Origin of the sequence: Micromonospora sp. KLBMP9576, assembly GCF_050941805.1 — a bacterium.
In the GTDB taxonomy this organism is placed as follows: Bacteria; Actinomycetota; Actinomycetes; order Mycobacteriales; family Micromonosporaceae; genus Micromonospora.
On sequence record NZ_CP194567.1, the window covers coordinates 1,349,256 to 1,372,037 of the forward strand.

3 protein-coding genes and 1 pseudogene are annotated in these 22,782 nt (G+C 75.4%); all 4 read left to right on the forward strand.

Annotation, left to right across the window (positions count from 1 at the left end; translation table 11 throughout):
- Nucleotides 1–28 precede the first annotated feature (28 nt).
- Entirely contained in the window at nt 29–598 is a 570-nt protein-coding gene (locus ACQ452_RS06285; protein ID WP_433390860.1) for an FcoT family thioesterase, read from the forward strand.
- 35 nt (nt 599–633) lie between these two features.
- Nucleotides 634–2,202 (forward strand): fatty acid--CoA ligase, encoded by a 1,569-nt coding sequence (locus ACQ452_RS06290; RefSeq protein ID WP_433390863.1) that lies wholly within the window; start codon nt 634–636, stop codon nt 2,200–2,202.
- A 150-nt stretch (nt 2,203–2,352) separates the two neighbouring features.
- The gene (locus ACQ452_RS06295) at nt 2,353–12,390 is read left to right on the forward strand and encodes an SDR family NAD(P)-dependent oxidoreductase (protein WP_433390866.1); all 10,038 of its coding nucleotides are present in this window, start codon (nt 2,353–2,355) and stop codon (nt 12,388–12,390) included.
- A 19-nt stretch (nt 12,391–12,409) separates the two neighbouring features.
- Nucleotides 12,410–22,774, forward strand: a pseudogene (locus tag ACQ452_RS06300) (SDR family NAD(P)-dependent oxidoreductase); the annotation flags it as partial.
- Between the last annotated feature and the right edge of the window lie 8 nt (nt 22,775–22,782).

The window sequence follows — 22,782 nt, forward strand, 5'->3', positions numbered from 1 at the left end:
CGCACTCGTGCGCATAGGAGGAATAGCAATGACCACATCGCCGGTGATGAACAGCGTGTCGATCGGGCGTGCGACTTTCGCCAACGACCCGGTACTGCTTTCGGACGTGCTGCGCCCGTACGCGAGGCCGAAGACGCAGTACCTCAAGTCCGCGACCGTCACGGTCGCCAACGGGCTGGCGAGCGCCGAAGGCGACTTCGCCATTCCCTACCCCTGCTACATCGACGACACGGGTCACCTCAACTCGGTCGAGGTGAACATCTGCTTCAACCAGCTCATGTACTACCTGATCGCGAAGTGCGTCCAGGAGCAGTCGGTGCCCGCGCTGGCCGCGTGGACGATGGACGACTACTGGGCCAAGCAGCTCCCGGACATGCTGATCGCCAACTTCAGCAGCAGGTTCCGGCGGCCGATCGACTCGTCGTCGTTCCACGGCGAGGTGTCCTTCGCCGAGTTCAGCGAGCGCAACCGCAGCCGGCCGGTCCAGATCATCGACATGCCGTGGCGCTTCTGGGACACCCAGGGCGGTGTCGCCGAGGGCGAGGTGCGGATGGCGCTGGTCAACCCGCCCACGCGCACCCAGGCCGACGCGGCATGAGCCGCCCCCACCCGTACGCATCCTGAGGAGGACCGGTGACCGTTCAGTTGCGCACCCTCGTCGACGTCGTGCGCAGGCACGCCGTCCAGCAGCCGGACGTCGTCGCCGTGGTCTGCGAGGGCCGGCGCGTCGACTACGCCACCCTGCACCGCGTCAGCAACCAGGTCGCGCGTGGCCTTCAGGCGGCGGGCCTGCGCCCCGGCGACCGCATCGCCTACCTGGGCAAGGAGTCCGAGCACTACTACGAGCTGCTCTTCGGCGCCGCGAAGACCGGCACGGTGCTGGTCCCGATCAACTGGCGGCTGGCCGCCGGCGAGGTCGAGCACATCCTGCGCGACTCCGGCGCCGCGCTGCTGTTCGTCGACGCCGACTCGGCCGCCACCGCCGAGAAGCTGGCGCCGGAGCTGCCGACGCTGAAGCGGGTGGTGGGGCTCGACGAGCCGGGCGCGGCCGGCGCGGGCTTCACCGCCTGGGCGTCGGCGCAGCCGGACGCGAACGTGCTGGCCCGGGTCACGCCGGACACGCCGCTGGTGCAGATGTACACCAGCGGCACGACGGGATTGCCCAAGGGCGTCGTCCTCGCCCACCGCAGCTTCTTCGCGGTACGCGCGGCGCTCGCCTCGGCCGAGCTGGACTGGATCGACTGGCGTGCGGGCGACGTCAGCCTCGTCGGTATGGCCGGTTTCCACATCGGCGGTCTCTGGTGGGCGACGCAGGGCTTCGCCTCGGGCGTCACGAACGTCGTGATGCGCGAGTTCACCACGGCGGGCGCGGCCGAGCTGATCAGGACGTTGCGGGTCACCACCGCCTGCCTGGTGCCCGCCATGCTGCGGCTGCTGCTGGCGGAGCCCGGGGTCTCCCGCGAGGACTTCACCTCGCTGCGCAAGGTGGTCTATGGCGGCGCGCCGATCTCGGCCGGGCTGCTCGCCCGCTGCGTCGAGGGCTTCGGCTGCGAGTTCGCCCAGATCTACGGGCTGACCGAGACCGGCAACACCGCCATCTGTCTGCCCCCGGCCGACCACACGCCGGACGGCGGCAAGATGCAGGCGGCGGGACGCCCCTACCCGGGCTTCGAGGTCAAGGTCGCCGACAGCCAGGGGAACCCGCTGCCGGCCGGCGAGGTCGGCGAGGTGTGGCTGCGTACCCCGGCGGCGATGGTGGAGTACTGGAACCTGCCGGAGGCCACGGCGAGGACGCTGGTCGACGGCTGGATCGTCACCGGCGACGCCGGCGTGCTGGACGAGGACGGCTACCTGTTCATCCGCGACCGGATCAAGGACATGATCATCGTGGCGGGGGAGAACGTCTACCCGGCGGAGGTCGAGCACGTCATCGGCCGTCACCCGCTGGTCGCCGAGTCGGCTGTCGTGGGCGTGCCGGACGAGCGCTGGGGCGAGGCCGTGCACGCGTTCGTGGTGCCGGTGGAGGGCCAGCAGCTCACCGAGAGCGACCTGGCGCTGCACCTGCGCGGCAGGCTGGCGGCCTTCAAGCAGCCGCTGCACTACGAGTTCATCGACCGGGTGCCCCGCAACCCCAGCGGCAAGATCCTGCGTCGCGAGCTGCGGGAGCGGTTCTGGCAGGGGCACGAGCGCCGGGTGAGCTGACCGCGACGAACCCGCGGCCCCGGCGCGCCGGTCGTGCGCGCCGGGGACAGGCGCACCCGCACCCGTCCGCGCTCCCGCCGCCGACACGGCACCCCGAACATCCCGCCCCGAACCCGATCCCCCCACCGGTCCGCGCTTGGAGTGACGTCGATGCCCGACAACGAGGAAAAGCTGCTCGACTACCTCAGGCGGACGACAGCGGAGCTGCGCGAGACGCGGCGCAGGCTGCGGGACGCGGAGGAGGCCGCACACGAGCCCATCGCGATCGTCGGCATGGCGTGCCGCTATCCGGGCGGCGTGCGTACGCCGGAGGAGCTGTGGGCCCTGGCCGCCGCCGGGCGCGACGGGATCGGCGGCTTCCCCACCGACCGGGGCTGGAACGTGGGGGAGCTGTACGACCCGACCCCCGGCACGCCCGGCCGGTCGTACACGCGCGAGGGTGGCTTCCTGCCCGACGCCGCGGACTTCGACGCCGAGTTCTTCGGGATCAGCCCGCGCGAGGCGTTGACGACGGACCCGCAGCAGCGGCTGCTGCTGGAGACCTCGTGGGAGGCGCTGGAGAGCGCGGGCATCGACCCGGTGGGGCTGCGGGGCAGCGCCACCGGCGTGTTCGCCGGGATGATGTACCACGACTACGCGGGCAACAGCTCCACCGGCTCCATCGCCTCGGGCCGGGTGGCGTACACGTTCGGGCTGGAGGGGCCGGCGGTCACCGTCGACACGGCGTGCTCGTCGTCGCTGGTGGCCCTGCACCTGGCCGGGCAGGCGCTGCGCGGCGGCGAGTGCACGCTGGCGCTGGCCGGCGGCGTGACGGTGATGGCGACCCCGGAGACGTTCGTCGAGTTCTCCCGGCAGCGAGGGCTGTCGCCGGACGGCCGCTGCAAGTCCTTCGCCGCCGCCGCCGACGGCACCGGCTGGTCCGAGGGCGTGGGCATGCTGGTGCTGGAGCTGCTGTCGGACGCGCGGCGCAACGGCCACCGGGTGCTGGCGGTGGTCCGGGGCACGGCCGTCAACTCCGACGGGGCCTCCAACGGCCTGACCGCCCCGAACGGGCCGTCGCAGCAGCGGGTGATCCGGGCCGCGCTGGCCAACGCGCGCCTGTCGGCGAGCCAGGTCGACGTGGTCGAGGCGCACGGCACCGGCACGACCCTCGGCGACCCCATCGAGGCGCAGGCCATCCTCGCCACCTACGGCCAGGAACGCGACCGGCCGCTCTGGCTCGGCTCCATCAAGTCGAACATCGGGCACACCCAGGCGGCGGCCGGGGTGGCCGGCGTGATCAAGATGGTGGGTGCGCTGCGGCACGGGCTGCTGCCGCGCACCCTGCACGTCGACGAGCCGTCCCCGAAGGTGGACTGGTCGGCGGGGGCGGTGTCGCTGCTCACCGAGCCGGTGCCGTGGCCTGCCGGCGACCGCCCGCGTCGGGCCGCCGTGTCGTCGTTCGGCATCAGCGGCACCAACGCCCACGTGGTGATCGAGGAGCCCGAGCCGGCGCAGTCCCCCGAGCCGGTGCCCGCGCCCACCCCGCCGGTGATCCCGTGGGTCCTCTCCGGACGGACGCCGGAGGCGGTGCGGGCCCAGGCCGCGCGCCTGGCCGCGGCGGTGGCGGGCCGCGACCCCGGGGACGTCGCGTTCCCGCTGGCCGTCGGCTTCACGCTGGCCGTCGGGCGCACCGCGTTCGCGCACCGCGCCGCCGTGGTGGGCCGCGACACCGAGGAACTGGTACGCGCGCTGGAGGCCGGCGTGCAGCCGACCCTGGCAGGCCCCGGCGGGCGGCTCGCCTTCCTGTTCACCGGGCAGGGCGCGCAGCGGGTGGGGATGGGCGCCGAGCTGGCCGCCGCGTACCCGGTCTTCGCCGCCGCCTTCGACGAGGTGTGCGCCGCCTTCGACGAGCACCTCGACCAGCCGCTACGCAAGGTCATCGACACCGACGAGGTGCACCGGACCGGCTACACCCAACCGGCCCTGTTCGCCTTCGAGGTCGCCCTGCACCGGCTCCTCGGATCCTTCGGCATCCACCCCGACCACCTCGCCGGGCACTCCGTCGGCGAACTGACCGCCGCCCACCTCGCCGGCGTCTGGAACCTCACCGACGCCGTGCGGCTCGTCGCCGCCCGCGCCCGGCTGATGCAGTCCCTGCCCACCGGCGGCGCGATGGTCGCCGTCGAGGCCACCGAGGAACAGGTCGCCCCGCACCTCGACGACGGGGTCGCCGTCGCCGCCGTCAACACCCCCACCAGCCTCGTCCTCTCCGGCGACGAGGCCGCCACCCTCGGCGTGGCCGCACGGCTCGCCGCGCTGGGCCACAAGACCAGGCGTCTCACCGTCTCGCACGCCTTCCACTCCCACCTGATGGACCCGATCCTCGACGACTACCGGGCGGTCGCCGCGTCCCTCACGCACCAGAGACCCACCATCCCCCTGATCTCCGCCGTCACCGGCCGCCCCCTCGACCCGAGCGCCGAGCACTGGGTCACCCAGCTCCGCGACACCGTCCGTTTCCACCGCGCCGTCCAGGCCCTCGCCACCGACCACCAGGTCGGCACCTTCCTGGAGGTCGGCCCGGACACCGTCCTCGCCATGGCCACCGGCGCGACCCGCGGCATCGCCACCATGCGCCGGGGGCAGCCCGAGACCCGCACCCTCACCACCGCCGTCGCCGCCCTGCACACCGCCGGCATCTCCGTCGACTGGCCCACCTTCTTCAGCGGCGCCCACACCACCGACCTGCCCACCTACCCCTTCCAACACCAGCGGTACTGGGTGGAGAACGCGAGCGCGACGGGGGCGGCGGGCCGACTCGGGCTCGCCGACTCCGAGCACCCCCTGCTCGGCGCGGCCGTCGCGCTGCCCGACCTCGACGGGGTCGTCCACACCGGGCGGTTGTCGACCGGCACCCAGCCGTGGCTCGCGGACCACGTCGTCGCGGGCGCCGTGCTCGTGCCCGGCGCGGCGCTCGTCGAACTCGCGCTGCACGCCGCGGACGCCCTCGGCTGCCCGGTGCTGGAGGAGCTGACCACCCTCGCCCCGCTGGTCCTGCCCGAGGACGGCGCGGTGCAGCTACGGCTGCGCGTCGGCGAACCGGACGGGGAGGGTCGCCGGGCCGTCGAGATCCACTCGCGCGGCGAAGGCACCGGGACCTGGACGACCCACGCCACCGGCATGGTCGCCGCCGGCCCGGTCACCGCGCCGGAGACCGTGGCCGAGTGGCCCCCCGCCGGCGCCCGACCGGTCGACCTGACCGACGCCTACGACCGGCTCGCCGACCGGGGCTACGAGTACGGGCGGGCCTTCCGGGGTGTCACGGCCGTGTGGGAACGCGGCGACGGCCTCTACGCCGAGGTCACCCTCCCCGAGACGGACGAGCGGTTCGCGCTGCACCCCGCCCTGCTGGATGCCGCGCTGCACGCCCCGCTGCTGGCCGGGTCCGCCGGCACGGGCGGCACCCTGCTCCCGTTCTCGTGGCAGCAGGTGGTGCTGCACGCCACGCACGCCACCGCCGTGCGGGTCCGGATCGTGCCGAACGGCTCCGGCTGGGCGGTCACCGCGACCGACGGCGCGGGCGTACCCGTGGTGACCGTGGGCAGGCTGGAGACCCGGGAAGTGGGTGCGCTCGACGCCCGCCCGGCCCAGGACGACTCGCTGTACGAGCTGACCTGGGCCCCCGTGCCGGTCGCCGGCGGGCCGCCCGGGGAGGTGACGCTGCTCGACACGACCACGTTCCCGGGCGACCCCGGCACGGCGGACACCCCCGCCGGCGTCCGCGCGGCCCTGCACCGCGTCCTCGACGAGCTCGGATCCCGGCTCGCGGAGCCCGCCGGGCCGCGGCTCGTCGTGCGTACGCGGGGCGCGGTGGCCCTGCCCGGCGAGGACGTCACCGACCTCGCGGGCGCCGCCGTGTGGGGGTTCGTCCGCTCCGTCCAGGCCGAGTACCCCGACCGCGTCGTCCTGGTCGACGGCGACGTCGTGCTCGCCGACGACGAGCCCCAGCTCGTGGTGCGCGACGGTGTTCCGTACGCCGCCCGCCTGACCCGGGCGGCCACCGCCGACCCGGTCCCGGCGGACTTCGGCGCCGGGACGGTACTGGTGTCGGGTGCCTCCGGCGCGTTGGGCGCGGTGGTGGTGCGTCACCTGGTGGCGGCCCACGGGGTGCGCGAGCTGCTGCTGGTGTCGCGCCGGGGCGCGGCGGCGCCGGGAGCCGCGCAGTTGACGGCGGAGCTGACGGCGGCGGGCGCCTCGGTGCGGTGGGCGGCGTGCGACGTGGCCGACCGGGCCGCGGTGACGGCGCTGGTCGCCGGCCGGGCACTGTCGGCGGTGGTGCATGTCGCCGGCGTGGTGGACGACGGTCTGCTGACGTCGTTGACGGCCCAGCGGCTGGACCGGGTGTTGGCGCCGAAGGTGGACGCGGCATGGCATCTGCACGAGTCGACCGCCGGGATGGGGCTGTCGGCGTTCGTGGTGTTCTCGTCGGCGGCTGGCGTGTTCGGCAACGCGGGCCAGGCGGCGTACTCCGCCGCGAACGCGTTCCTGGACGCGTTGGCGGTGCGTCGCCGCGCGGCCGGGCTGCCGGGGCAGTCGTTGGCCTGGGGCCTGTGGGACGGGGGGATGGCGGGTGAGCTGGCTGCCGCGGACCGGCAGCGGCTGGCCCGGGCGGGGGTGCGTGCGCTGACGGTCGACGAGGCCCTGCGGCTGTTCGACCTCGCCACCGCCCTCCCGGCCCCGGTGTACGTGCCGGTCGGGCTCGACCTCACGATGGTCGACGGGCCGCTCTACCGTGCCCTGGTCCGGCCCCGGACCCGCCGGGCGGCGGCCACCGGCAGCCCGCTCGGTGTGCGCCTGGCCGGGCTGTCCGAGCAGGCCGCCGCGGACGTCCTGCTCGACCTCGTCCGCACGCGGGTCGCCCTGCTGCTCGGGCACCCCGACGGCGACGCCGTCGACCCCGGCCGCGCCTTCACCGAGCTGGGCTTCGACTCGCTGGCGGCGCTGGAGCTGCGCAACCAGCTCAACGCCGCGACCGGCCTGCGGCTGCCCGCCACGCTGACGTTCGACCACCCGAGCACCCAGGCGGTCGCCGACCACCTGGCCGAGACGGTACGCGGCACGAGCGCCGCGCCCCGGGCCGTCACGAGGGCCCGCAACGACGAGCCGGTGGCGATCGTGGGGATGGCGTGTCGTTTTCCGGGGGGTGTGCGGTCGCCGGAGGAGTTGTGGGAGTTGGTGGCGGCGGGGCGGGATGCGGTGGGTGGTTTTCCCACTGACCGGGGTTGGGATGTGGGGTCGTTGTTTGATCCTGTGCCGGGTGTGGTGGGGAAGTCGTATACGCGTGAGGGTGGGTTTCTGTACGGGGCTGCGGATTTTGATGCGGAGTTTTTCGGGATCAGTCCGCGTGAGGCGTTGTCGATGGATCCGCAGCAGCGGTTGTTGTTGGAGACGTCGTGGGAGGCGTTCGAGGACGCGGGTGTGGATCCGGTGGCGTTGCGGGGCAGTGACACCGGTGTGTTCGCGGGGATGATGTACCACGACTACCCGGGCAACGCGAGCACCGGCGCGGTGGCGTCCGGCCGGGTCGCGTACGCCTTCGGGCTCGAGGGCCCGACCATGACCGTCGACACGGCGTGCTCGTCGTCGCTCGTGGCGTTGCACCTCGCGGCCCAGGCGCTGCGGGCCGGCGAGTGCTCGCTCGCCCTGGTCGGCGGCGTCACCGTGATGGCGACACCGGAGACGTACGTGGGGTTCAGCCGACAGCTCGGCCTGTCGGCCGACGGCCGCTGCAAGTCCTTCGCGGGCGCCGCCGACGGCGTCGGCTTCGCCGAGGGCGTCGGGGTGCTGGTGGTGGAGCGGCTGTCGGACGCGCGGCGTAACGGCCACCGGGTGCTCGCCGTCGTGCGGGGCTCCGCCGTCAACTCCGACGGCGCCTCCAACGGCCTCACCGCCCCCAACGGGCCGTCGCAGCAGCGGGTCATCCGGGCGGCCCTGGCCGACGCCGGCCTCTCCCCGTCGGACACCGACGTGGTGGAGGCGCACGGCACCGGCACGACCCTCGGCGACCCGATCGAGGCGCAGGCGATCCTGGCCACCTACGGTCAGGACCGGGACCGGCCGCTGTGGCTCGGCTCGATCAAGTCCAACATCGGCCACACCCAGGCCGCCGCCGGCGTGGCGGGCGTCATGAAGATGGTGCTGGCCATGCGGCACGACGTGCTGCCGCGCACGCTGCACGTCGACGAGCCGACGCCGAAGGTCGACTGGGGCACCGGCGCGGTCGAGCTGCTCACCGAGCCCGTGCCGTGGCGGCGCGACGGACGCCCACGCCGCGCGGGCGTGTCGTCGTTCGGCATCAGCGGCACCAACGCGCACGTCATCATCGAGGAGGCGGACGCCCCGGCGCCCACGCCCACCCCCGACCTCCCGGTGACGCCCGTGGTGCTGTCGGCGCGGACCGACGAGGCGCTGCACGCCGTCGCCGCCCAACTGTCGTCCTTCGTGTCGCGGCGTCCCGACACGCGCCTCGCGGACCTCGCGTACGCGCTGGCCATCCGCCCGCGCCTCGACCGCGGCGCCGTGCTCGTCGCCACCGACACCGACGAACTGCTCGCCGCCCTGCCGGCTGTGGCCGGCGCCGCCGCCACCGGGGGCAGGCTGGCGATGTTGTTCTCCGGGCAGGGCGCGCAGCGGCGGGGCATGGGGGAGCGGCTGCGGGCGTTCCCGACCTTCGCGGCGGCGTTCGACGAGGTCTGTGCGGAACTCGACCGCCACCTGGACCGGCCGCTACGGCAGGTCCTCGACACCGAGGACCTGCACCGGACCGGCTGGACCCAGCCCGCGCTGTTCGCGTTCGAGGTCGCCCTGTACCGCCTCTTCGCATCGTGGGGGGTCCGCCCGGACCACGTTGCCGGGCACTCGATCGGTGAACTGGCCGCCGCGCACGTCGCGGGGGTCTGGTCGCTCGCCGACGCCGCGAAGCTGGTCGCCGCCCGGGGCCGGCTGATGCAGGCACTGCCGCCCGGCGGCGCCATGGTCGCGGTCGAGGCCAGCGAGGGGGAGGTCGCCCCGCTGCTGGCCGGCGCGGTCGGCATCGCCGCGGTCAACGGCCCCCACGCGGTCGTCGTCTCCGGCGCCGAGGACGCGGTGGCCGCCGTGCTGTCCCGGCTGGCGGGCCGGCGGAGCAAACCCCTCACCGTCTCGCACGCGTTCCATTCGCCACTCATGGAGCCGATGCTCGCCGAGTTCCGTGCCGTGGCGGAGAGCGTCACCTACGCGCAGCCGGTGATCCCGATCGTGGCGACGGCGGCCGGCACGGACGCCGACCCCACCACCGCCGAGTACTGGGTGCGGCAGGTCCGCGAGGCCGTGCGGTTCGCCGACGCCGTCGAGACCCTGCGCGACGGCGGCGTCACCACCTTCCTCGAGGTGGGACCGGACGCGGTGCTGAGCGGCGCGGTCGCCGACGGGGCCGTGCCCGCGTCCCGCCGCGACCGCGACGAGGCACGGACGGCCGTCGAGGCGCTCGGACGCCTGCACACGCGCGGCGTCGCCGTCGACTGGGCGGCGTTCTTCGGCGGTGGCACCCCGATCGCGGTGCCCACCTACCCGTTCCAGCGCCGGCGGTACTGGCTCGAGGGCGCCGCCACCTCGGGCGACCCCACCGGGCTCGGTCAGGGCGCCGCCGACCACCCGCTGCTGGGGGCGGTCGTCGCGCTGCCGGACTCCGACGGCCTGGTGTTCACCGGCCGCCTCTCGCTCGACTCGTACGCCTGGCTCGCCGACCACGACATCCTCGGTACCGTGGTGGTGCCCGGTGCCGCGCTCGTCGACCTGGCGCTGAGCGCGGGCGGTGCCCTCGGCTGCGACGTGCTCGACGAGCTGACGCTGCACGCCCCGCTCGTGCTGCCGCCGACCGGCGGCGTGGCCGTCCAGGTGCTCGTCGGCGGCGAGTCCGAGGCGGGCCGCACGGTGCGCGTACGCGCCCGAACCGACACCGAGTGGGTCCTGCACGCCGAGGGCGTCCTCACCGTCGCGCCCGACGAGGCCGTCGTGGCGCCGGTGCAGTGGCCGCCGACGGGCGCGACGCCACTGGACGTCGACTACCGGGCACTGGCGCGGGACGGCTACGGCTACGGGCCGACCTTCCAGGGCGTGCGGGCCGCGTACCGCCGGGGCGACGAGGTGTTCGCCGAGGTCGCCCTGCCCGACACCGCCGACGCCGACGGCTTCGGGGTGCACCCCGCCCTGCTCGACGCCGCACTGCACGCGGCGATCCCCACCGACGGCACGATGCGGCTGCCGTACGCGTGGTCCGGGGTCCGGCTGCACGCCGGCGCGCCGTCCGCGCTCCGCGTGCGGCTGACCCCGCAGGGCACGGACCGGATCGCGCTGACCGCGGTCGACCTGGCCGGCCGGCCCGTGCTGACCGTCGACTCCCTGGCCACCCGGGCCGTCAGCCCCGACCAGCTCGCGTCGGCCGCCCGCCCGCACCACGACTCGCTCTACCAACTGCTGTGGAAGCCGGTCCCGGCGGGCACGGCGCCCGGCGCGGACACCGTCGTGCACCGGGTGCCCACCGGCCGCGACGTGCACGCGGCCGTGCACGAGACCCTCGCGACGGTGCAGGAGTGGCTCGACACCGGTAGCGGCACGCTCGTCGTCGCCACCGAGGGCGCGGTGGCGCTGCCCGGCGAGGACGTCGACCTGGCGTCCGCCGCGGTGTGGGGCCTGGTCCGCTCGGCGCAGGCGGAGAACCCCGACCGGATCGTGCTCGTCGACGGCGACGTGCGCGTCGCCATGGTGCCCGGCGAGCCGCAGGTCGTGGTCCGCGACGGCGTGCCGCACGTGGGCCGGTTGGCCCGGGTGCCCGCCGCCGACCCGGTGCCCGTGGACTTCGGGCCGGGGACGGTGCTGCTGACGGGCGCGTCGGGCGCGCTGGGTGCGGTGCTGGCCCGGCACCTGGTGGCGGAGCGGGGGGTGCGTGACCTGTTGTTGGTGTCCCGTCGTGGGCTGGCGGCGGCGGGCGCCGAGGAGTTGTCGGCGCGGTTGTCGGCGTTGGGCGCGTCGGTGCGCTGGGCGGCGTGCGACGTGGCGGACCGGGACGCGGTGGCCGCGCTGGTGGCCGGCCGCGACCTCTCCGCCGTGGTGCACGTGGCGGGGGTGGTGGACGACGCCCTGGTGGGCTCGCTGTCGGCGGAACGGGTGAGCCGGGTGCTGGCGCCGAAGGTGGACGGGGCGTGGCATCTGCACGAGGCGACGGCGGCGTCGGAGCTGTCGGCGTTCGTGGTGTTCTCGTCGGCGGCCGGGGTGTTCGGGAACGCGGGGCAGGCGGCGTACTCCGCCGCGAACGCGTACCTGGACGCGTTGGTGGTGTCCCGGCGGGCGGCGGGCCTGGCGGGTCAGTCGCTGGCCTGGGGGTTGTGGGAGGGGGGCATGGCCGGCGAGCTGGGTGTCGCGGACCGGCAGCGGTTGGCCCGGGCAGGGGTGCGCGCGCTGGGCGTCGACGAGGCCCTGCGGCTGTTCGACCTCGCCACCGGCCTGCCGGAGCCGGTGTACGTGCCGGCCGGGCTCGAACTCACCGCGCGGTACGAGGACGCGGCGCCGCTGCTGCGCGACCTGGTCCGCGCGCCCTCCGCCGGCCGGCCCGGCCGCGCCATCCCGGCCCGGCCCGACACCGCCGCCGAGCTGGCGACCCGGCTCGCGGGAATGCCCGCCCAGGACCGGCGGGACGTGTTGCTGGACCTGGTCCGCACCACCGCGGCCGACGTGCTCGCCCACGACTCCGTCGACGCGGTGCCACCCGAGCGCGCCTTCAGCGACCTGGGCTTCGACTCGCTGGCGGCGCTGGAGCTGCGTAACCAGCTCAACGCCGCGACCGGCCTGCGGCTGCCCGCCACGCTCACCTTCGACCGGCCGAACGCCGACGCGGTCGCCGACCTGCTGCACGAGCGGCTCGTCCCGGACACCGGGGTCGACGGCGGGCTGCCCGAGGACGAGATCCGCCGCATCCTGCTCGCCATCCCCATCGGCCGGTTGCGGGACGCGGGACTGATGGACAGCCTCCTCGAACTCGGCGGGGTCCGGACGGACACCGACGAGCAGGCCGAGGAGCCGGTGGGGTCCATCGACGACATGGACGCCGACGCACTGATCAGCATGGCGCTCGCCGACCTCGGCGAGGCGACGACGGAAGCGGGGCGCTGACCACATGGCCAACTCGGAGGAGAAGCTCGTCACCGCACTGCGGACGTCGCTGAAGGAGAACGAGCGACTGCGCGAGCAGAACCGCAAGCTGAACTCGACCCTGCGCGAGCCGGTGGCGATCGTGGGGATGGCGTGTCGTTTTCCGGGGGGTGTGCGGTCGCCGGAGGAGTTGTGGGAGTTGGTGGCGGCGGGGCGGGATGCGGTGGGTGGTTTTCCCACTGATCGGGGTTGGGATGTGGGGTCGTTGTTTGATCCTGTGCCGGGTGTGGTGGGGAAGTCGTATACGCGTGAGGGTGGGTTTCTGTACGGGGCTGCGGATTTTGATGCGGAGTTTTTCGGGATCAGTCCGCGTGAGGCGTTGTCGATGGATCCGCAGCAGCGGTTGTTGTTGGAGACGTCGTGGGAGGCGTTCGAGGACGCGGGTGTGGATCCGGTGGCGTTGCGGGGCAGTGACACCGGTGTGTTCGCGGGGATGATGTACCACGACTACCCGGGCAACAACTCCACCGGCGCGATCGCCTCCGGGCGGGTGGCGTACACGCTCGGGCTGGAGGGCCCCGCCGTCACCGTCGACACGGCGTGCTCGTCGTCGCTCGTGGCGTTGCACCTCGCGGCCCAGGCGCTGCGGGCCGGCGAGTGCTCGCTCGCCCTGGTCGGCGGCGTCACCGTGATGGCCACCCCGGAGACCTACGTGGAGTTCTCGCGGCAGCGAGGGCTCGCCCCGGACGGCCGCTGCAAGTCCTTCGCCGCCGCCGCCGACGGCACCGGCTTCGCCGAGGGCGTCGGGGTGCTGGTGGTGGAGCGGCTGTCGGACGCGCGGCGTAACGGCCACCGGGTGCTCGCCGTCGTGCGGGGCTCCGCCGTCAACTCCGACGGCGCCTCCAACGGCCTCACCGCCCCCAACGGGCCCTCCCAGGAACGGGTCATCCGGGCCGCGCTGGCCAACGCGCGGCTGGCGGCGGGCCAGGTCGACGTGGTGGAGGCGCACGGCACCGGCACGACTCTCGGCGACCCGATCGAGGCGCAGGCGATCCTGGCCACCTACGGTCAGGACCGGGACCGGCCGCTGTGGCTCGGCTCGATCAAGTCCAACATCGGCCACACCCAGGCCGCCGCCGGCGTCGGCGGCGTCATCAAGATGGTCTTCGCCATGCGGCACGGGCTGCTGCCGCGCACGCTGCACGTCGACGAGCCGAGCGACCAGGTCGACTGGACGCAGGGTGCCGTCGCGCTGCTGACCGAGGCCGTCACGTGGCCCCGTCGCGGCGAGCCGTACCGTGCCGGCATCTCGTCGTTCGGCGTGAGCGGCACCAACGCGCACGTCATCCTGGAGGAGGCGCCCGCCGCGGACGGCGTGGAGCCGGCCGACGCGCCCGGGCCGGCGGCGGACGGCCCGCTCGCCTGGCTGCTGTCCGGCCGCACACCCGACGCCCTCCGCGACCAGGCGGCCCGGCTGGTGGCCCACCTCGACTCCCACCGACCCGTCCCGGCCGACGTCGCCGTCACCCTGGCGTCCCGCACCCGCTTCGAGCACCGGGCGGTCGTGGTCGGTGCGGACGACGCCGCGCTGCGGGACGGCCTGAGCGCCGTGGCGGCGTCCGAGCCCACGGCCGCCGTCGCCGCGGGCGCCGCCCTGGCCCGGCCGAAGGTCGTGTTCATGTTCCCCGGGCAGGGCTCCCAGTGGGCGGGCATGGCGGTCGAGCTGATGGACACCGCGCCGGTGTTCGCCGCCCGCATGGACGAGTGCGCGCGGGCCGTCGACCGGTTCACCGACTGGTCGCTGCTCGACGTCGTGCGGGGCGTGCCCGGCGCGCCCTCGCTCGACCGGGTGGACGTCGTGCAACCCGTGCTGTTCGCCGTGATGGTGTCGCTCGCCGCGCTGTGGCGCTCGTACGGCGTCGAGCCCGCCGCCGTGGTCGGGCACTCGCAGGGCGAGATCGCCGCCGCGGCGGTCGCCGGCGCGCTCTGCCTCGACGACGCGGCCCGGGTCGTCGCGCTGCGCAGCAGGGCCATCGCGGCCGGGCTCGCCGGCCGGGGCGGGATGGCCTCCGTGGCGGCCTCCCGCGCCGACGTGGCGGCGCGCCTCGTCGCGTGGGCCGACCGGATCGAGGTCGCCGCCGTCAACGGACCCGCCACGACCGTCGTGTCCGGTGATCCCGACGCGTTGCAGGAACTGCTCGCGGCCTGCGAGGCCGACGGCGTACGGATGCGGATCATCCCGGTCGACTACGCCTCGCACTCCGCGCAGGTCGAGTCCATCCGGGACGAGTTGCTGGACGTCCTCGCCGACGTCGCGCCGCGCGCCGCCGACGTGCCGCTGTACTCCACGCTCACCCCCGGCGTCGTCGACGCCGGCACGCTCGACGCGCGGTACTGGTATGCGAACCTGCGCGGCACCGTCCGGTTCGAGGAGGCGATCGACCGGCTGATCGCCGACGGGCACGACGTCTTCGTGGAGATCAGCCCCCACCCCGTGCTCGGCATGGGCGTACGCGAGATCCTGGACCGCGCCGACACCCCGGCCGCGCTCGTCGGGTCGCTGCGCCGCGACGAGGGCGGCCTGCCGCGCTTCCTGCTGTCCCTGGCCGAGGCCCACGCCCGGGGGGTCGCCGTCGACTGGTCCCGGCACCTGCGTGGCGCACCGGCGCCGCTGCCCACGTATCCGTTCCAGCGGCAGCGGTACTGGCAGCTGACCTCCGCGTCCGTCGGGGATCCGGGTGGTCTCGGCGTCGACGCCGTCGGCCACCCGCTGCTCGGCGCCGCGCTCACGGTCCCGGAGCGCGACCTGGTCGTACTCACCGGCCGCGTCGGCGTCGAGACGCACCCGTGGCTGGCCGACCACGCCGTGCTGGACACCGTCCTGCTGCCCGGCACGGCGCTCGTGGAACTCGCCGTCCGCGCCGGCGACGAGGTCGGCTGCCCGAGCGTCGAGGAACTCACCATCACCACCCCGCTCGTCGTGCCGCCGCACGGCGGCGTGGCCCTGCGGCTCACCGTGGAGGCGCCGGACGAGCACGGCCGCCGCGCCCTGGGCGTCTACGGGCAGACCGACGCCGAGGCGGCGGCGGGCATCTGGACCCGGCACGCCACCGGCGTCCTCGCCACCGCCACCGCCACGGCGGCACAGCAGCTCACCGAGTGGCCGCCCAGCGACGCGCAGCCGGTCGACCTCGGCGACCTGTACACCCGGCTCACCGACCTCGGGCTGCGGTACGGGCCGATGTTCCAGGGCCTGCGCGCGGCGTGGCGGCGGGGCGACGAGACGTTCGCCGAGGTGGCGCTGCCGCAGGGCGCCGACGCCGACGGCTTCGGCCTGCACCCGGCGCTGCTCGACGCCGCCCTGCACGCCCTCGCGGCGGACGTCGCCGACGGCACGGCACGGCTGCCGTTCTCCTGGGGCGGCGTGACGCTGCACGGGGCGGGCGCCACGAGCCTGCGCGTCCGGTTCACCCGGACGGGGGCGGACACCGCCGCCCTGCTCGTCGCGGACCACACCGGCGCGCCCGTCGCGACGGTCGACGGGCTCACCGTCCGCCCGGTGGCCCCACAGGCGCTGCGGGGACGCACGGGCTTCGTCGAGTCGTTGTTCCGGGTGGAGCAGACGCCGTTGGCCGTCGGGCGGAGCGACCGGGGCGTCTGGCAGAGCCTGGGGGACACCGGGGTCTTCGACGCGCCCCCGGTGGAGCTGGCCGACGTGGACGCCGACACCGTGTTCCTGCCGTGCTTCTCCGCCGACACCGGCGTGCGGGGGCTGCCGGAGGGCACGGCGTACGCGCTGCGCACGATCCAGGCGTGGCTCGCCGAGCCGCGGGTGGCCGACACCAGACTGGTCGTCGTCACCCGGCCCGACGACCTCGCCGGCGCGGCGGTCCACGGCCTGGTCCGCTCCGCGCAGGCGGAGAACCCGGACCGGATCGTCCTGTTGGAGGCGGATCACACCGCGCCCGCGCTGGTGGCCGGGGCGCTGGCGACCGGCGAGTCGGTGCTGACGATCCGCGACGGGGTGGTGAGCGCGCCGCGCCTGGCCCGGGTCGCCGACCGGGACGTCGCCGGGCCGCCGGCCCTCGGCCCGGACGACACGGTGCTCGTCACCGGTGGCACCGGCACGCTGGGCGCGCTCGTCGCGCGTCACCTGGTCACCGCGCACGGCGTACGGCACCTCGTGCTGACCAGCCGGCGCGGCCTGGCCGCCGACGGCGCGGCCGAACTGCGCGACGACCTGGTCGAGCTGGGCGCCACCGTGACCGTGGCGTCCTGCGACGTGGCGGACCGGGAGTCGGTCGCCGCGCTCCTCGCCGCGCACCCGGTCACCGGCGTCGTGCACACGGCGGGTGTCATGGACGACGGGACCATCGCCTCGCTCACGCCCGAGCGGCTGGCGGCGGTGCTGCGGCCCAAGGTGGACGCGGCCTGGCACCTGCACGAGCTGGCCGGGGACCTCGGGGCCTTCGTGCTGTTCTCGTCGGCCGCCGGCATCTTCGGCAGCCCCGGCCAGGGGGCGTACGCGGCGGCCAACGCCGTGCTCGACGCGCTGGCGGCACGCCGCCGCGGGGCGGGCCTGCCCGCCCACTCGCTCGCGTGGGGGCTGTGGGAACAGCGCAGCGAGATGACCGCCGAGGTGGACGCCGCGCAGCTCAGCCGGATGGCGCGCACCGGCATGGGCGAGCTGTCCACGAAGGATGCTCTCGCGCTCTTCGACGCCGCGATCAGGTCGCAGGACGCCCTGCTGGCGCCGGTGCCGATGGACCTGACCGCCCTCGCCCGGGCCGACGGGGAGCCGCCGGAGCTGCTGCGCGGCCTCGTCCGGGTTCCCGCCCGGCGTACCGTGGCCGGTTCCTCCCTGGCGCGGCAGCTCGCCGAGGTGCCCGCCGAGCGCCGCGCGGAGGTCGTGCTGGAGGTCGTGGTGGCGCGGGTCGCCGCCGTGCTCGGCTACGCCCGGGCGGACCGGCTCCCGGCCGGCCGCCCCTTCAAGGACCTGGGCTTCGACTCGCTCACCGCGCTCGACCTGCGCAACCAGCTCGGTGCGGCGACGGGGCTGCGGCTGCCCGCGACGCTGGTGTTCGACTATCCGACCCCCGAGTCGCTGGCCGGGTACCTGGTGGCGCAGCTGGCCGGCGAGCGCACCGCCTCGGCGGCCGTCGCCGCGCCGCGCCGCGACCACGAGCCCGTCGCGATCGTCGGCATGGCGTGCCGGTTCCCCGGCGGGGTGCGTACGCCGGAGGACCTGTGGAACCTGCTGGCCGCCGGCGGCGACGCCATCGGCGGGTTCCCCACCGACCGCGGCTGGGACCTCGACGCGCTGTTCGACCCCGACCCGGACAACCCCGGCACGAGCTACGTCGACCAGGGCGGCTTCCTCCACGACGCGGCCGACTTCGATCCCGGCTTCTTCGGCATCTCCCCCCGCGAGGCGCTGGCCATGGACCCGCAGCAGCGGCTGCTGCTGGAGTCGTCGTGGGAGGCACTGGAACGCGGCGGCATCGACCCGAGCACGCTGCGCGGCAGCCGGACCGGCGTGTACGCGGGCGTCATGTACAACGACTACGGCGTCGTGCTCAGCGGCTCCGCCGAATCGGTCGACGGGTTCGTGTCCACCGGCAACTCCGGTGGCGTGCTGTCCGGCCGGGTCTCCTACACGCTGGGTCTGGAAGGCCCGGCGATGACCGTCGACACCGCGTGCTCGTCGTCCCTGGTGGCCCTGCACCTCGCGGTGTCCGCGCTGCGCAACGGGGAGTGCGAGTTGGCGCTGGCCGGGGGCGTGTCGGTGATGGCCCTGCCCGGCACCTTCCTGGAGTTCTCGCGGCAACGCAACCTGGCCCCCGACGGCCGGTGCAAGTCGTTCGCCGGCGGCGCCGACGGCACCTCGCTCTCCGAGGGCGTCGGCGTGCTGGTGGTGGAGCGGCTGTCGGACGCGCGACGCAACGGCCATCCGGTGCTCGCCGTCGTGCGCGGCTCCGCCGTCAACTCCGACGGCGCCTCCAACGGCCTCACCGCCCCCAACGGGCCGTCGCAGCAGCGGGTCATCCGGGCGGCCCTGGCCGACGCCGGCCTCTCCCCGGCAGACGTGGACGTGGTCGAGGCGCACGGCACCGGCACCACCCTGGGCGATCCCATCGAGGCGCAGGCGGTCCTCGCCACCTACGGGCAGGAGCGCGCCGAGCCGGTGCTCCTGGGATCGGTCAAGTCGAACCTGGGGCACACCCAGGCCGCCGCCGGGGTGGCCGGCGTGATGAAGCTGGTGCTGGCGATGCGCCACGGGCTGCTGCCGCAGACGCTGCACGTCGACGAGCCCTCGCCGCACGTCGACTGGGCGGCCGGCGCGGTGCGCCTGGCGTCGTCGCCCGCACCGCTCGTCGCCGCCGGCCGGCCGGTGCGGGCCGCGGTGTCGTCGTTCGGCATCAGCGGCACCAACGCGCACGTCGTGCTCGAACAGGTCGACCCCGCCGTGGTGGTCGACGAGTCCGAGCCGCCGTTCACCCCGTGGTTGGTCTCCGCGCACGGCGAGGACGCCCTGCGGGACCAGATCGCCCGGCTCCGGGCGCACGTGGCCACGCACCCGTCGCTGCGCGCGGTGGACGTCGCGTTCACGCTCGCCACCGGTCGGGCCGGGTTCGCGCACCGGGCGGTCCTGCTCGGCGACGAGGTCGTGACCGGCACCGCCGACGGCGGGCGGCTCGCGATGCTCTTCACCGGCCAGGGGGCGCAGCACCTGGGCATGGGCGCGGCGCTGTACCGGGAGTTCCCGGCGTACGCGGCGGCGTTCGACGAGGTCTGCCGGGAACTCGATCCGCACCTGGACCGGCCGCTGCGTGAGCTGCTGGACAGCGAGGAACTCCACCAGACCGCAGTCACGCAGCCCGCGCTGTTCGCGGTCGAGGTGGCGCTGTTCCGGCTGTTCGAGTCGTGGGGCGTCCGTCCCGACGTGGTGGCCGGGCACTCGATCGGGGAACTGGTCGCCGCCCACGTCGCGGGGGTCTGGTCGCTCGCCGACGCGGTGCGGGTGGTCGTCGCGCGGGGCAGGCTGATGCAGGCGTTGCCGGCGGGCGGCGCGATGATCGCGGTCCGTGCCGCCGAGGCCGAGGTCGCCGCGCTGCTGCCGCCCGGCGTCGCGCTCGCCGCCGTCAACGGGCCGGACTCCGTGGTGCTCTCCGGCGAGGAGGCCGCCACCGTCGCCGTGGCCGAGGAACTGTCCCGGCGCGGCCACAAGGTGCGGCGGCTGACCGTGTCGCACGCGTTCCACTCACCGCTGATGGACCCCATGCTCGACGACTACCGCGCGGTCGTCGAGCAGGTGACCTGTCACGAGCCGGCCATCGCGCTGGTCTCGACGGTGCCGGGGCCGGCCACCGACCTCACCGCCGAGCACTGGGTCCGGCAGGTGCGCGAGCCCGTCCGGTTCGCCGAGGCCGTCGCCGCGCTGGCCGGATCGGGGGTCACGACGTTCGTGGAACTCGGCCCGGACGCGGTGCTCACCGCGCTCGGCGCGGAGCTGACCGGCGGCGAGTGGATTCCGGTGTGCCGCAAGGGCCACCCGGAACCCGCCACGGTGGCCACCGCCCTCGCCCGGCTCGCCGTGCGCGGCACGCCGATCGACTGGCCCCGCCTCGTGCCGGGCCGGCCGGTGGAGCTGCCGGCCACCGCGTTCCAGCACCGGTCCTTCTGGCCCCGGCCGGGCGCCGCGACCGGTGACGCGAGCGGCCTCGGCCAGGCCAGGGCGCACCACCCGCTGCTCGCGGCGGCCGTCGAGCTGCCGGACGGCGGTGCGGTGTTCACGGGCCGGCTGGCGCTGACGACGCACCCGTGGCTGGCCGATCACGCGGTCGCCGACGTGGTGCTGCTGCCCGGCGCGGCCCTCGCGGAGCTGGCCGCGTACGCCGGGCGGGAGGTCGGCTGCGCGCGGGTCGAGGAGTTGACGCTGGAAGCGCCGCTGGTCCTGCCGGAGCGCGGCGGCGTGCAGGTGCGGGTCACGGTGGGCGAACCGGCCCGCGACGGCGGCCGGGACGTCGGCGTGCACTCCCGCGCCGAGGACGACGACGCGTGGACGACCCACGCGGCGGGCCGGCTCACCCGGGCCGCGACACCCGGCGCCGACCTGCGGGCGTGGCCGCCGGACGCCGAGCCGGTCGACGTGTCGGCCACCTACGACGAGCTGTACGCGCGCGGCCTGCGGTACGGCCCGGTCTTCCAGGGCCTGAGCGCGGCCTGGCGGCGGGGCGACGAGATGTTCGCGGAGATCACCCTGCCCGAGCAGGCGCACGAGGACGCGGGCCGCTTCGGCCTGCACCCCGCGCTGCTCGACGCCGCCCTGCACGCGGTGGCGTCGAGCGGTGGCGCCGACGCCGTGCTCCCGTTCTCGTGGCGGGGCGTCGCCCTCCACTCGACGGGTGCCACCCGGCTGCGGGTGCGGATCGTGCCGGGCGACGGCTCGGTGGCCCTCACGCTGGCCGACGCCACGGGCGCCCCGGTGGCCTCCGTCGAGGCGTTGGCGGTACGCCCGGTGACCCCGGACCAGCTCGCCGCGCTGCGCCGCGACCGGCACGACTCGCTGCTGCGCCTGGACTGGACGCCGCTGACCGAGGCGCCGCGGCGGCGCACCGTCGCGGTGCTGGGCGACCGCGCCGGGGCCCTCGCCGCGACCGCGCACCGGGACCTGGCGGCCCTGGCCGCCGCCGTCGAGGCCGGCGCCGCCGTACCCGACGTGGTGGTGCTGTCCTGCGCCCCGCCCGCCGACGCGGCGCAGGACGTGCGGACCCGCACCGCCACCCACCAGGTCCTCGGCGTCGCGCAACAGTGGCTGGCCGACGCGCGGTTCGCCGGCTCCCGGCTCGCCGTGCTGACCCACGGCGCCGTGGCCACCAGCGCTGCGGCGGACGTCACCGACCTCGCCGGGGCGGCCGTCTGGGGCCTCGTGCGCTCCGCGCAGTCCGAACACGGCGACAGGTTCGTCCTCATCGACGCGGAGGACCCCACCAGCGAGGCGCTCTCGGCCGCGCTCGGCTCCGACGAGCCGCAGCTCGCCGTCCGGGGCGCCGACATCCTGGTCCCCCGCCTGACGCGGGCCACGGTCGTCACCGGCGAGGCCGGCGGGCGTCCGGCCACGTTCGAGGGGACCGTCCTCGTCACCGGCGCCACCGGCGCCCTCGGTCGGCTCGTGGCACGGCACCTGGTCACCCGCCACGGGGTCCGGGAGCTGCTGCTCGCCAGCCGAGGCGGGCCCGCCGCCCCGGGCGCCGCCGACCTGCGCGACGAACTCGTCGCCCTGGGCGCCGAGGTCACCGTCGCCGCGTGCGACGTCGCCGACCGGGACGCGCTCGCCGCGCTGCTCGCCGCGCATCCCGTACGCGGCGTCGTGCACGCGGCGGGCGTCGTCGACGACGGCGTGCTCACCTCGCTCACCCCCGGGCAGCTCGACGCCGTGCTGCGGCCCAAGGTCGACGCCGCGTGGCTCCTGCACGAGCTGACCTCGGACCTGACGGCGTTCGTCCTGTTCTCCTCGGCCGCCGGCGTCCTCGGCGGGCCCGGACAGGGCAACTACGCCGCCGGCAACGCCTACCTCGACGGGCTCGCCCAGCACCGGCGGGCCCGCGGGTTGCCGGCCGTGTCGCTGGCCTGGGGCCGGTGGGAGGCGGGCATGACCGACCAGCTCAGCGAGGCCGACCTGCGACGCATGTCGCGTTCCGGCATCGACGCGCTGTCCGCCACGGAGGCGCTGGCGCTGTTCGACGCGGCACTGCACACCGGGGGGATGCTCGCCCCCATCAAGCTCAACCACCGGGCCCTGCGGGAGCGGGGGGTGGCCGGCGCGCTGCCACCGCTGCTGCGCGGCCTGGTCCGGCTGCCCGCCCGGCGGGCCGCCGACGTCGACGCGGGCGCGGTCGACGCGCTGCGGCAGCAACTCGCGGGCCGCGATGCCGACGAGGCCCGGACCGTCCTGCTGGAGCTGGTACGCGGGCAGGTGGCGGACGTGCTGGCCTACCGGGACGCCGGCGAGGTCCCGGCCGACCGGCCGTTCAACGAGCTCGGCTTCGACTCGCTCACCGCGGTCGAGCTGCGCAACCGGGTCAACGCGGCCACGGGGCTGAAGCTGCCCGCGACGCTGGTGTTCGACCACCCGACGTCCCAGGCCCTGGCCGCGCACCTCGCCGCCGAGTTGTCCGGCGAGACGGGCGGCGCCAACGCCGTCCTGGCCGCCTTCACGGAACTCGACCGCCTCGAGGCGTGCCTCGTGGACGTCGACGAGCAGTCCCGTTCGCGGCTGTCACTGCGGCTGCGCGACGTCCTGTCGAAGCTCGGTGCGGACCCGGCGACGACCAGCAACGACATCGAGTCCGCAACCGACGACGAGGTCTTCGCTCTGATCGACAGCGAGCTGGGGATCTCGTGACACTGCGA

Excerpts from the sequence above, each read along its gene's own strand:
- ACQ452_RS06295 (WP_433390866.1), top strand. The coding sequence starts at position 2,353 with ATGCCCGACAACGAGGAAAAGCTGCTCGACTACCTCAGGCGGACGACA.
- ACQ452_RS06285 (WP_433390860.1), top strand. The coding sequence starts at position 29 with ATGACCACATCGCCGGTGATGAACAGCGTGTCGATCGGGCGTGCGACT.